We start from the raw sequence: 12,311 nt of genomic DNA, 5'->3' as shown, positions 1-12,311 counted from the left end.
CTCAGCCTAGGCGCAAAGCGGAGCTGGGCCGAGTGCCCAGCGAGCATTTGCAACGACGGATCAGCCCCCTTGCAGGCCCAACCCGAAGGGCCGGGGCGATTTGCGGGGCGATTCAGCGTTGCCGACTCGTTGTGGGCGCCCATCCCACGCCTCGTCGGCGCCTTGCCTCGCCCCGCAACTCGCCCCGGCGCGCTCCCGACCCAAAGCCCGACAGCCTCCTCGCCATTCGACATGCCCGCCTTCGCTCCGCAACCCCTGTCGCAAGGCCTTCTTTGGCGGGCTGCGTGCGCCACACGACGGTGCGTTTCGAGGGCCATTGAAGGGCGCCAATACCCGTCGGAGTGCGCGCCGCAGGCCATGCCGCCGAGCTGCCTCCAAACGACAGTTTCAGTTTTCGCGGCGGCCGTTTTCCCCACAAGCCGCTTCACTGCACATGCTGCAATGAAGTCCTGATGACAACCCACTGAGCGAGACGCACAACATGAGCATCCGACCCAAGTACATCACCTTCGACTGCTACGGCACGCTGACCCGCATGCGCATGGCCGACATGGCGCGCGAGATGTTTGCCGACCGCATCCCGGCCGACCGCATGGAGCAGTTCCTTGCCGACTTCAGCGCATACCGCTTCGACGAGTGTCTCGGCGACTGGCAGCCGTATGAGACGCTGCTGAAGAATTCGATCCGCCGCCTGTGCCGCAAGTGGAAGCTGCAGTACATCGATGCCGAGGCGCAGCAGTACTACGACGGAGTGCCCACTTGGGGCCCGCATGCCGACGTACCGGCCGGCCTCGCGAAGATCGCCGACAAGATCCCGCTGGTCATCCTGTCCAACGCCATGGACAGCCAGATCCAGAAGAACGTGGCCATGCTCGGGGCGCCGTTTCACCGCATCTACACGGCGCAGCAGGCGCAGGCTTACAAGCCGCGCCTGCAGGCCTTCGAGTTCATGTTCGACTCGCTGGGCTGCAACCCCGAGGACGTGCTGCACGTCTCGTCCAGCCTGCGCTACGACCTGATGTCGGCCGACGACATCGGCATCGTCAACAAGGTCTTCGTCAACCGCGGCCACGGCCCGGGCTGCCCGGCCTACCGCTACACCGAGATTGCCGACATCGGCGGCCTCGCCGGCGTGGTTGGCCTCTGAGCGTCGAAAGCGGCCCGACCATGAAGCTCGATGCCTACTGGACCGACAGCGTGCCGGCCTTCGTGCCGGCGGCGCACGACCTGCCCCGGCACGTGGACGTGGCGGTGGTGGGCGGTGGCTTCAGCGGCCTGTCGGCGGCGCTGGCGCTCGCCAAGCGCGGTGCCACGGTCGCCGTGCTGGAGGCGGGTGCGCGCGTCGCGTCCGAGGCCTCGGGGCGCAACGGCGGCCATGTGAACAACGGCCTGGCGGTCGACTACGCCGAGGCGGCCGCGCGCCATGGTCGCGAGCGGGCAGCCGCCTGGTATCGCGCCTATGACCAAGCCGTCGATGCCGTGGCGCAGTTGGTGCAGCAGGAAGACATCGCCTGCGACTTCATCCGCACCGGCAAGCTCAAGCTCGCGACACGGCCGGCGCAGCTGGAAGCGCTGCGGCGCAGCGTGGAGCGCCTGCATGCCGATGGCGTTGACACCGACACCGAGATCCTCGACGCCGCCACCGTGCGCGCCGAGGTGCAGAGCGACCGCTTCCACGGCGGCATGCTCTACAAGCGCAGTGGCCAGATGCACATGGGTCGTTTTGCCAACGGCCTGGCCGCTGCGGCCGAGCGCCAGGGCGCGCACATCTTCACCGGCAGCTGCGTGCAGAAGATCGAGCGTGTCAGCGGCCATGCCCACCGCCTGCACACCGCGCGCGGCACCGTGGCCGCCGACCAAGTGCTGCTGGCCACGGGCGCGTCGCGCCACGGCGGCTACGGCAGCTTCGGCTGGCTGCGCCGGCGCATCGTGCCCATCGGCAGCTTCATCGTCGTGACCGAGCCGCTCGGCGCGGAGCGCGCGGCCGCGCTGTTGGCGGCGCGCCGCACCTACACGACGGTGGCCAACATCCATCACTACTTCCGGCTGACGGCCGACCACCGGCTCGTCTTCGGCGGCCGGGCGCGCTTTGCCATCAGCAGCCCGCAGCAGGATGCGACCAGCGGCGAGGTGCTGCGCGCCGGCCTGATCGAGACCTTCCCGCAGCTGGCCGGCGTGCGGCTGGACTATTGCTGGGGCGGCCTCGTCGACGTGACGCAGGACCGCCTGCCGCATGCCGGCGAGCGCGACGGTCTGTACTACACGATGGGCTACAGCGGCCACGGCACGCAGATGTCGGTGCTGATGGGCCAGCGCATGGCCGCACTGATGGGCGGCGACCTCACCGCCAACCCTTGGGCGGGCCGCGCTTGGCCAGCCATCCCGGGCCACGTCGGCCCACCCTGGTTCCTGCCCGCCGTCGGCCTGTACTTCAGGCTGAAGGACCGCATCGCCTAGCGATGCGAAGGTACGGCCCGCCGGGCCGGCCTCGAACTCGTCAACCACTCCACAACACTGATCGAGAAACACCATGAGTCATCGCCAACCCCTCGATACCCTGGTCGGCCCGCACGAGAGCCAACGGCTGTACGACGCGCTCAAGCGCGGCGCCAGCCGGCGCGACATCCTCGGGCTGCTCGTCGGGGGCGGCATGCAGGCCGGCCTGGCCGGCACGCTGGCCGGCACGGCGATGACTGCCCATGCGCAGACGCCCAAGCGAGGCGGCAAGCTGCGCGTGGCCGGCGCGACGGCGTCGGCCAGCGACACGCTGGACCCGGCCAAGCAGTCCAACCAGGCCGACTACTCGCGCTGCAACATGCTCTACAACGGGCTCACCTCGCTGGACGGCAGCCTGACGCCCCAGCCTGCCCTGGCCGAGCGCTTCGACACCAAGGACGCCAAGACCTGGGTGTTCACGCTGCGCAAGGGTGTCACCTTCCATGACGGCAAGGCGCTGACGCCGGCCGACGTCGTGTTTTCGATCTCGCGACACAAGGACCCCGCCACCGCCAGCAAGGCCAAGGTCCAGGCCGACCAGATCGAGAGCGTGAAGGCCAGCGGCGCCAACGAGGTGACCATCGTGCTGACGGCGCCGAACGCCGACCTGCCGGTCATCCTGGGCACCTTCCACTTCCACATCGTCAAGGACGGCACGACCGACTTCAACGCCGGCATCGGCACCGGTCCCTTCAAGCTCAAGGAATTCAAGCCCGGCGTGCGTTCGGTCGTCGTGCGCAACGAGGCCTACTGGAAGCCGGGCAAGCCCTATCTCGATGAGATCGAGTTCGTCGGCATCGGCGACGAGAACGCGCGGGTCAACGCGCTGCTGTCCGGCGGCATGGATCTGGTCGGCGTGATCAACCCACGCTCGCTGGCACGCGTCACCGGCACGCCGGGCTTCGCGGTCTTCAAGACCCCCTCGGGCCAGTACTCCGACCTGGCGATGCGGCGCGACACCGGCCCGGGTGCGAACCCCGAGTTCGTGCTGGCGATGAAGCAGCTGTTCAACCGCGAGCAGATGAAGAAGACCATCGCGCTGGACCAGGCCGTGCTCGGCAACGACCAGCCCATCGACCCCACCAATCGCTTCCACTTTGCCGGCCTGCCGCAGCGTGCCTTCGACCCTGAGAAGGCGAAGTTCCACCTGAAGAAGGCGGGTGTGTCCGGCACGGTGCCGGTGGTGTGTTCGCCTGCGGCGCTGTACTCGGTCGAGATGGCGCTGGTGCTGCAGCAGACCGCCAAGGAGGTCGGGCTGGACATCGAGGTCAAGCGCATGCCGGCCGATGGCTACTGGTCCAACCACTGGCTGAACAGCGCAGTCGGCTTCGGCAACGTCAACCCGCGGCCGAGCGCCGACATGCTGCTGACGCAGTTCTTCAAGTCGGATGCGCAGTGGAACGAGTCGCGCTGGAAGAACGACAAGTTCGACCAGCTGCTGCTCGCCGCGCGCGCCGAGGCCGACTTCGCCAAACGCCGCCAGATGTACGCCGACATGCAGACGCTGATCCACCAGGAGGCCGGCATCGGCATCCCGCTGTTCCTGACCAGCCTGGACGGTCACAGCACCAACGTGAAGGGCCTGTCGCCCATCCCGCTGGGCGGGCTGATGGGCTACAACTTTGCCGAGAACGTCTGGCTCGCCGCCTGACGCAGCCACTCCCCCCATCGCGCAAGGCATCCTATGAACGGGATCATCCTCAAGCTGCTCGCGCAGCGCATCGCGTTGTCGCTGCTGTCGCTGCTGGCGGTGTCGGTGATCGTCTTCTCGGTCACTGCCGTGCTGCCGGGCGATGCCGCGCAGGAGCAGCTCGGCCAGGACGCCACGCCGCAAGCTCTGGCGGCGCTGCGTGCGCAGATGGGCCTCGACGTCCCGGCGCCGCAGCGCTACTTGCGCTGGCTGGGCGGCCTGGTGCGTGGTGACTTCGGCAACTCCGTCACCGCCTACCAGCCGGTGGCGCAGCTGATCGGCTCGCGGCTGCCCAACTCGCTGCTGCTGGCCGCCATCACGGCGCTGTTCTCGGTGCCCATTGCGCTGGCCGCGGGCATCGCCTCGGCGGTGTGGCGAGGCTCGTGGTTCGACCGCGCCGCGTCCACGGCTTCGGTGGGTGTTGTGTCGGTGCCCGAGTTCTTCATCGCGACGCTGGCGGTGCTGGTGTTTGCGGTGCAACTGCGCTGGCTGCCGGCGCTGTCCTATGTCAACGACATCGAGTCGATGGGCCAGCTGTTGAAGGCCTTCGCGATGCCGGTGCTGACGCTGACCTGCGTCATCGTCGCGCAGATGATGCGCATGACGCGCGCGGCGGTCATCGACCAGCTGGAGGCGCCCTACGTGGAGATGGTGCGGCTGAAGGGCGCATCGTCGCTGCGCATCGTCATGTTCCACGCCTTGCCGAACGCGGTCGGCCCGATTGCCAACGCGGTGGCGCTGAGCCTGTCCTACCTGCTTGGCGGCGTGATCATCGTCGAGACCATCTTCAACTACCCAGGCGTCGCCAAGCTGATGGTTGACGGCGTGGCGCAGCGCGACACACCGCTGGTGCAGGCCTGCGCCATGCTGTTCTGCAGCGGCTATCTGATCCTCGTCACCGCCGCAGACATCTGCGGCATCGTCGCCAACCCGCGGCTGCGTCACCGCTGAACGGAGCACAGGCATGACCGTCATCTCCATTCCCGTACCGGCCGCAGGGCCGGCCGCCTGGCGCCGCCGTCTGGCGCAATTCGGCCCCACCGGCCTGCTCGGCCTGGCCGTGTTGAGCTGCTGGATCCTGGCCGCGCTGTTCGGCCCCGCGCTGCTGGCCCGCAGCGGCGCTCAGGGCGGTGGCGACGTCTTCGCACCGATCAGCGCACAGCATTGGCTCGGCACCGACTACCTGGGCCGGGACATGCTGGCCCGCGTCATCGAGGGTGCTCGCTACACCGTCGGCGTCGCTCTGGCCGCCACGCTGCTGGCCAGCGGCACCGGCACGTTGCTGGCCTTGCTGGCAGCAGCCAGCGGGCGCTGGATAGACGGCGGGCTGAGCCGGCTGCTGGACACGCTGACGGCCATCCCGAGCAAGATGTTCGCGCTGCTGCTCGTGGCGGGCTTCGGCTCCTCGGTGCCGGTGCTGATCCTGACCGCCGCCGTCATCTACATCCCCGGCGCCTATCGCATCGGCCGCTCGCTGGCCGTGAACATCAACGCGATGGACTATGTGACCGTGGCGCGCACGCGCGGCGAGGGCACCTGGTATGTGATGCGGCGCGAGATCCTGCCCAACATCCTCGGCCCGATGCTGGCCGACTTGGGGCTGCGCTTCGTCTACGTGGTGCTGCTGCTGGCGTCCTTGAGCTTCCTCGGCCTGGGCGTGCAGCCGCCGATGGCCGACTGGGGTTCGCTGGTGCGCGAGAACATCGGCGCGCTGGCCGATGGCGGCGCCTCGGTACTCGCGCCCGCAGCCGCCATTGCGAGCCTGACCATCGCCGTGAACCTGGTGATCGACAACCTGCCGGGCCGCAAGGCCCGCGAGAGAGGAGCACGCTGATGGGCAGCCTCGTTGAAGTACGCAATCTGACGGTCGTTGCGGGTGACGCAACGCTGGTCGATGCACTGTCATTCACGATCCAGCCCGGCGAAGTGCTGGCGCTGATCGGCGAGTCGGGCTCGGGCAAGACCACCACGGCGCTGGCGCTGATGGGCTATGCGCGGCCGGGCTGCCGCATCGCGGCCGGCCAGGTGCGCGTCGGCGATGTCGACGTGCTCAAGCTCGACGCGCGGCAATTGCGCGGCGTGCGCGGCCGCCAGGTGGCCTACATCGCGCAGAGCGCGGCGGCGTCGTTCAACCCGTCGCGCAGCATCCTCGACCAGATCGTCGAGCCCGCGACGATGCACGGGACCTTGTCGCGTGCGCAGGCCGAGCTGAAAGCCATCGCGCTGTTCCGCGAACTCGCGCTGCCCGACCCCGAAGGCATCGGCGCCCGCTACCCGCATCAGGTCTCCGGCGGCCAGCTGCAGCGGCTGATGGCGGCGATGGCGCTGATCACCGACCCCGATGTCGTCATCCTCGACGAGCCGACCACGGCGCTGGACGTGACGACGCAGATTGAGGTGCTGCGCGCCTTCAAGCGCGTGGTGCGCGAGCGCCAGGTGACGGCCGTCTACGTCAGCCATGACCTGGCCGTGGTGGCACAGATGGCCGACCACATCCTGGTGCTGCGCGGCGGCTGCATGCAGGAGCTGGGCGGCACGGACCGCGTGCTGGACCAGCCCGCACATGACTACACGCGTCAACTGCTGGCTGCGGCGCGTCCGGCGGCGCGTGATGCCGGCCACGCGCCTGGCAGCACGACGGCGCTGCTCGAAGTGAGCGGCGTCAGCGCCGGCTACGGTGCGCTGGATGCGCAGGGCCGGCCGAAGGTGTGCATCCTGCAGGACATCGATCTGCGTCTGGAACGCGGCCAGGCCGTCGGCGTGATCGGCGAATCGGGCTCCGGCAAGACGACGCTGGCGCGCGCCGTCGCGGGGCTGCTGGCGCCAAGCGCCGGGAGCATCCGCTTCGACGGCAAGGCACTGGCGCCGACGCTGGCGCAGCGCAGCAAGGAGGAGCTGCGCCGCATCCAGATCGTCTTCCAGTCGGCGGACACGGCGCTGAACCCGTCGCAGACCATAGCGAGCATCCTGGCGCGGCCGCTGCAGTTCTACCGTGGCCTGAAGGGCGCGGCCTTGCAGCGCCGCATCGCCGAGCTGCTGGACCTCGTGAAGCTGCCAGCCAATCTCGCTGGCCGCCTGCCCGCAGGCCTGTCGGGCGGCCAGAAGCAACGCGTCAACCTGGCCCGAGCGCTGGCCGCCGAGCCGGAACTGCTGCTGTGCGACGAGGTCACGTCCGCACTGGACACCGTCGTCGGCGCCGCCGTGCTCGACCTGATCGCCGAGCTGCGCCGCGAGCTGGGCCTGTCCATCCTGTTCATCAGCCACGACCTGCACACCGTGCGCGCGGTCTGCGACGAGATCGTCGTGATGCGCCATGGCTGCAAGCTGGCCCAGGTGGCGCGTGCCGACTACGACCGCGGGCCTCACCACCCCTACTACGAGCAACTTGCGCGCGCCGTGCCCGAGCTGCGGCGCGGCTGGCTCGAAGAACTCGACCAGCCCAGGCCCGTGCGGGTCGCCTGACAACGACGAAGAAGGAAACCCATGATGAACACATTCCGTATCGCCGCCATCGCGGGCGACGGCATCGGCAAGGAAGTGATGCCCGAGGGCCTGCGCGTGCTGCGGGCCGCCGCCGAGCGCTTCGGCTTCGCCATCGAGCTGCGCGAGCTCGAGTGGGCCAGCTGCGACTGGTATGCCCAGCACGGCCAGATGATGCCGGACGACTGGAAAGAGCAACTCGCCGGTGTCGACGCGATCTATTTCGGCGCTGTCGGCTGGCCGGCGACCGTCCCGGACAATGTCTCGCTGTGGGGCTCGCTGCTGAAGTTCCGGCGCGAGTTCGACCAGTACATCAACCTGCGACCGGTGCGGCTGTTCGAGGGCGCGCCGTGCCCCTTGGCCGGGCGCAAGGTGGGCGACATCGACTACCTCGTCGTGCGCGAGAACACCGAGGGCGAGTACACCAACCTCGGCGGCATCATGTTTGCCGGCACCGAGCGCGAGATCGTCATTCAGGAGTCGGTGTTCTCCCGCCACGGCGCCGACCGCGTGCTGCGCTACGCCTTCGAGCTGGCCCGCTCGCGCCAGCGCAAGTCGCTGACGGTAGCCACCAAGAGCAATGGCATCGCCATCAGCATGCCGTGGTGGGATGGCCGTACCGACGAGATGGCGCGCCAGTACCCGGACGTGCAGGTCGACAAGCAGCACATCGACATCCTCAGCGCGCGCTTCGTGCTGCAGCCGCAGCGCTTCGATGTCGTCGCCGCGACCAACCTGTTCGGCGACATCCTCAGCGACCTCGGCCCAGCGACCACCGGCACCATCGGCCTGGCGCCGAGCGCCAACCTGAACCCCGAGCGCGTGTTCCCGTCGCTGTTCGAACCGGTGCACGGCTCGGCGCCCGACATCTACGGCCGCCGCATCGCCAACCCCGTCGCCATGATCTGGTCGGGGGCGCTGATGCTCGACTTCCTGACGCAAGGGCAGGGCGCTGGCCGCGCCGCGCACGACGCCATCGTGCGCGCTATCGAGGACGTGATCCGCAGCGGGCCGCGCACCCCCGACCTCGGCGGCGACGCCCATACCGAAAACGTCGGCCAGGCGATTGCCGACCGAGTGAAGGAGTTCTGACATGACTTTGACCATTCAACATGACGACCTGTTGCCCGGACGCAATTTCATCGGCGGGCAATGGCAGGAGGCGCAGGAGGGCCGGCGCTTCGACGTGACCGACCCGGCGACCGACGCCGTCTTCGCGACCGTGCCCGACAGCGGCGCCGCCGATGCGCTTGCGGCGCTGGAAGCGGCGCACGCGGCCTTCGCGACCTGGCGGGCGGTGCCGGCCAAGCAGCGCGCGCAGATCTTGAGGCGCTGGAACGACCTGATCCTGGCGCACCAGGATGACCTCGGCCGCCTGATCTCCCGCGAGCAGGGCAAGCCGCTGGCCGAGGGGCGGGGCGAGGTGGCCTACGCATCGAGCTACGTGGATTGGTTCGCTGCCGAGGCGACGCGCGTCAACGGCGACGTGATCCCGGCGCCGGTGCCGGGGCGCCGCATGTTCGCGCTGAAGGAGCCGGTCGGTGTCGTCGCGGCCATCACGCCGTGGAACTTCCCCGCGGCAATGATCGCCCGCAAGATCGCCCCGGCCTTGGCGGCCGGCTGCACGGTCGTCTGCAAGCCGGCGGAGGACACGCCGCTGACCTCGCTGGCGCTGGTGCGCCTGGCTGAGATGGCCGGTGTGCCCAGCGGCGTGTTGAACATCGTCACCGCGTCGCGCCAGCGCGTGGCCGAGGTGGTGGACGTGTGGCTGGACGACCCACGCGTGCGCAAGATCACGTTCACGGGCTCGACGCCGGTGGGCAAGCACCTGGCGCGTCGCAGCGCCGACACGCTCAAGAAGCTTTCGCTCGAACTCGGCGGCAACGCGCCCTTCATCGTGTTCGAGGACGCCGACCTGGATGCAGCGGTGGACGGGCTGATGGTGGCGAAGTTCCGCAACGGTGGGCAGACCTGCGTCTGCCCGAATCGAGTCTTCGTGCACGCCGCCGTGCATGACACCTTCGTCGAGAAGCTGGCGGTGCGTGTTGCGGCGCTGAAGGTCGGGCCGGCCTGCGACGAGTCGTCGCAGGTCGGGCCGATGATCAATACCCGCGCGGTCGACAAGATCGAGCGCCACGTGAACGATGCGGTGGAGCGCGGCGCGCGGGTCGTCGTCGGCGGCCAGCGCATGGCTTCGCTCGGCGTCAATTTTTTCGCGCCGACGCTGCTGGTGGGCGTCGACGGTTCCATGGCCTGCAGCGCGGAGGAGACCTTCGGCCCGGTTGCGCCGGTCACGCGCTTCGACACCGAGGCCGAGGTCATCCACGCCGCCAACGCCACGCCCTTCGGCCTAGCCGCCTACTTCTATTCACGTGACGTGCGCCGGATCTGGCGCCTAGCGGATGCCTTGGAGTGCGGGCTGGTCGGCATCAACGAAGGTGCGCTTGCGGCCGAAGCGGCGCCTTTCGGAGGCGTGAAGGAATCCGGTTACGGCCGCGAAGGGTCGACGCATGGACTGGATGACTACATGCACCTGAAGTACCTGTGCCAGGGCCAGCTCTGACACGAACCAGTGCAAGCGAACGGCGCCACCAAAGCTGGCATATGCGGCTGAGGTGCGCTGCAAAGCATGCGGCAATGCTTGCATTGCATCCACACCAGACACAAGCGCAAAGCGCCCCCCGAGCGGCCGCTTGCCGGTCTGAAGTTGTTCGACGGATCAGATGCCGAGGTTGGCATCCTGCTTCGGTGTTGCGCCTCGGGTTATGCCGTGCAGCCTCCTGGAGTAGGCGAGTGCAGGCAAAAAAATGTCCCAAACACCATGAAAGGTCTTGGGACGTCTTTGGGGCAACCGGATCTTGAATTCGCTCTAAATGGCCATCAATGCCTGTTTAGCGTAGTTCAGCGTAAACGCTTGATCCGGAAGGAAAATTTTGGTCGGGGTGAGAGGATTCGAACCTCCGGCCTCTACGTCCCGAACGTAGCGCTCTACCAGGCTAAGCTACACCCCGATGCTTCTATGTCGTTAGCAGGTATTCAAGAATGCCGCTCAACCGACTGAATCGCGAATTCTAGCAGAGATTCGGTCCATCGGTTCTGCGGTAGCAGCTGGAGGCATTCGCTCGCATGCCGAGCTTCGGCGCGAGCAGCCTCGCGGGTCGACTCCAGTGCGCCGGTGGAGCGGACGATGGCAACGATCTCCTGCAGCTTCTCCAGCTCGCCTTCCTCGATCGCGTGGCGCAGGAGCGCGCGCTGCTCGGGCGCGGCGCGCTCCATCGCGATCAGAAGCGGCAGCGTCGTCTTGCCCTCGCGAAGGTCGTCGCCGATGTTCTTGCCCAGTTCGTGCGCGTCACCCTCGTAGTCGAGCACGTCGTCGATCAGCTGGAAGGAGGTGCCCAAAGCGCGCCCGTAGGCCGCGCAGGCTTCCTCGACCTCGGTCGTTGCGTTCGCGAGCACCGCACCCAGGCGAGCGCTGGCTTCGAAGAGCTTGGCGGTCTTGAAGCGGATGACGCGCAGATAGCTTTCGACCGTGATATCCGGGTCGTGCATGTTCATCAACTGCAGGACTTCGCCTTCCGCGATGACGTTCGTCGCCTCGGCCAGGACCTCCAGCACGCGCATGCGGTCGACCGAGACCATCATCTGGAAGGCGCGGGAGTAGAGGAAGTCACCCACTAGCACGCTGGCAGCGTTGCCGAAAAGTGCGTTCGCCGTGGGCTTGCCGCGGCGCAGCGACGATTCGTCGACGACGTCGTCGTGCAGCAGCGTGGCGGTGTGGATGAATTCAACGACGGCGGCGAGCTCGAAGCGGGCCGAACCGGTGAAGCCCAAAGCGTTGGCGAACAGCAGCACGAGCTTGGGTCGCATCCGCTTGCCGCCGGCATGCACGATGTAATGGGCGATCTGGTCGATCAGCGCCACGTCGGAACTCAGACGCTGTGCGATGACCGCGTCGACCTGGGTCATCTCTGCGGCCAACAGGGTGAGGGCCTCGGCAACTTGGGGTGAAGGCGAGGCTGACTCGACGCGCACTCTGGACTCTCAAGCTAGGAATCTAGGGATTATAGGAAGGGGCTCGTGCTGCTTTTTGCGGATAGCGCGGCGAGTGACTCGACATGGCTTGCGGTGGGCTGTGCGGGCAGCGGTTGCCACCGAGCTTGCGCTACGGGTATACTCGCGGGCTCTTTGCAACTCGTACGTCAATAGCGCGCGGGTTTGAGGAGAAAACAAAACCCGATAAAAAGGCCAGGCACATGCAGGGATCACTCAGGTGGTCGCTGTGAGCCAGGTGAATGCACCGCAAGGTGTGAAAGGACGAACATGTACGCAGTCATCAAGACTGGCGGCAAGCAATACAAGGTTGCTGCCGGCGAAAAGATCAAGGTCGAGTTGCTCGACGCGGAAGTCGGCGCTGAGGTCACCATTGACCAAGTGCTGGCAGTTGGCAGCGGTGAGGGTCTGACGGTCGGCGCTCCGCTGGTCGCCGGCGCCACGGTCAGTGCCAAGGTGCTCAGCCACGGCAAGCACGACAAGGTTCGCATCTTCAAGATGCGCCGTCGCAAGCACTACAAGAAGAGCCAAGGCCATCGCCAGAACTACACCGAGCTGGAAATCAGCGCGGTCAACGGCTGATCCAGCCGCTTTC

At 67.5% G+C, this 12,311-nt stretch carries 10 protein-coding genes and 1 tRNA gene; 9 read left to right on the top strand and 2 right to left on the bottom strand.

The features are described from left to right. The first annotated feature begins 481 nt into the window (after nt 1-481). The 8 genes from ABIS05_RS23515 (at nt 482) to ABIS05_RS23480 (ending at nt 10,229) form a co-directional block, all read left to right on the top strand. Nucleotides 482-1,147 (top strand): haloacid dehalogenase type II, encoded by a 666-nt coding sequence (locus ABIS05_RS23515; protein ID WP_348013129.1) that lies wholly within the window; start codon nt 482-484, stop codon nt 1,145-1,147. A gap of 20 nt (nt 1,148-1,167) precedes the next feature. Further along, entirely contained in the window at nt 1,168-2,457 is a 1,290-nt protein-coding gene (locus tag ABIS05_RS23510) for an FAD-binding oxidoreductase (RefSeq protein WP_348013128.1), read from the top strand. A 73-nt stretch (nt 2,458-2,530) separates the two neighbouring features. Next, nucleotides 2,531-4,147 (top strand): ABC transporter substrate-binding protein, encoded by a 1,617-nt coding sequence (locus ABIS05_RS23505; RefSeq protein ID WP_348013127.1) that lies wholly within the window; start codon nt 2,531-2,533, stop codon nt 4,145-4,147. Nucleotides 4,148-4,180: 33 nt separating this feature from the next. Next, entirely contained in the window at nt 4,181-5,137 is a 957-nt protein-coding gene (locus ABIS05_RS23500) for an ABC transporter permease (RefSeq protein ID WP_348013126.1), read from the top strand. Nucleotides 5,138-5,150: 13 nt separating this feature from the next. Beyond that, complete coding sequence (locus tag ABIS05_RS23495; RefSeq protein ID WP_348013125.1) at nt 5,151-6,020, top strand: ABC transporter permease; 870 nt, start codon at nt 5,151-5,153, stop codon at nt 6,018-6,020. Continuing rightward, nucleotides 6,020-7,648 (top strand): ABC transporter ATP-binding protein, encoded by a 1,629-nt coding sequence (locus ABIS05_RS23490; RefSeq protein ID WP_348013124.1) that lies wholly within the window; start codon nt 6,020-6,022, stop codon nt 7,646-7,648. Before ABIS05_RS23495 ends, ABIS05_RS23490 begins: the two co-directional genes overlap by 1 nt. Before the next feature lie 21 nt (nt 7,649-7,669). Further along, nucleotides 7,670-8,758 (top strand): tartrate dehydrogenase, encoded by a 1,089-nt coding sequence (locus ABIS05_RS23485; protein ID WP_348013123.1) that lies wholly within the window; start codon nt 7,670-7,672, stop codon nt 8,756-8,758. 1 nt (nt 8,759) lies between these two features. Then, nucleotides 8,760-10,229 (top strand): NAD-dependent succinate-semialdehyde dehydrogenase, encoded by a 1,470-nt coding sequence (locus ABIS05_RS23480; RefSeq protein WP_348013122.1) that lies wholly within the window; start codon nt 8,760-8,762, stop codon nt 10,227-10,229. A gap of 371 nt (nt 10,230-10,600) precedes the next feature. On the opposite strand, the gene ABIS05_RS23475 is transcribed toward ABIS05_RS23480, so the two are convergent. Beyond that, nucleotides 10,601-10,677 (bottom strand) — tRNA-Pro (locus ABIS05_RS23475). A gap of 25 nt (nt 10,678-10,702) precedes the next feature. Next, on the bottom strand, nt 10,703-11,632 hold the full coding sequence (locus ABIS05_RS23470) for a polyprenyl synthetase family protein (RefSeq protein WP_407074885.1): 930 nt from the start codon (nt 11,630-11,632) through the stop codon (nt 10,703-10,705). Between the two features lie 354 nt (nt 11,633-11,986). Here ABIS05_RS23470 and rplU point away from each other — a divergent pair, with 354 nt between their 5' ends. Further along, a complete protein-coding gene (gene rplU / locus ABIS05_RS23465; protein ID WP_348013121.1) occupies nt 11,987-12,298 on the top strand; it encodes a 50S ribosomal protein L21 in 312 nt (103 codons plus the stop codon). The last annotated feature ends 13 nt before the right edge of the window (nt 12,299-12,311 follow it).

Source organism: Roseateles sp. (genome assembly GCF_039929605.1).
Lineage (GTDB): Bacteria > Pseudomonadota > Gammaproteobacteria > Burkholderiales > Burkholderiaceae_C > Pelomonas.
Note: the sequence above shows the minus strand (reverse complement) of the source record. Positions and strands in the feature narration are given on the sequence as shown.

Coding starts and splice junctions, on each gene's coding strand:
- ABIS05_RS23505 (WP_348013127.1), top strand. CDS start 2,531: ATGAGTCATCGCCAACCCCTCGATACCCTGGTCGGCCCGCACGAGAGC.
- ABIS05_RS23470 (WP_407074885.1), bottom strand. CDS start 11,632: ATGACCCAGGTCGACGCGGTCATCGCACAGCGTCTGAGTTCCGACGTG.
- rplU (WP_348013121.1), top strand. CDS start 11,987: ATGTACGCAGTCATCAAGACTGGCGGCAAGCAATACAAGGTTGCTGCC.
- ABIS05_RS23495 (WP_348013125.1), top strand. CDS start 5,151: ATGACCGTCATCTCCATTCCCGTACCGGCCGCAGGGCCGGCCGCCTGG.
- ABIS05_RS23490 (WP_348013124.1), top strand. CDS start 6,020: ATGGGCAGCCTCGTTGAAGTACGCAATCTGACGGTCGTTGCGGGTGAC.
- ABIS05_RS23515 (WP_348013129.1), top strand. CDS start 482: ATGAGCATCCGACCCAAGTACATCACCTTCGACTGCTACGGCACGCTG.
- ABIS05_RS23480 (WP_348013122.1), top strand. CDS start 8,760: ATGACTTTGACCATTCAACATGACGACCTGTTGCCCGGACGCAATTTC.
- ABIS05_RS23485 (WP_348013123.1), top strand. CDS start 7,670: ATGATGAACACATTCCGTATCGCCGCCATCGCGGGCGACGGCATCGGC.
- ABIS05_RS23510 (WP_348013128.1), top strand. CDS start 1,168: ATGAAGCTCGATGCCTACTGGACCGACAGCGTGCCGGCCTTCGTGCCG.
- ABIS05_RS23500 (WP_348013126.1), top strand. CDS start 4,181: ATGAACGGGATCATCCTCAAGCTGCTCGCGCAGCGCATCGCGTTGTCG.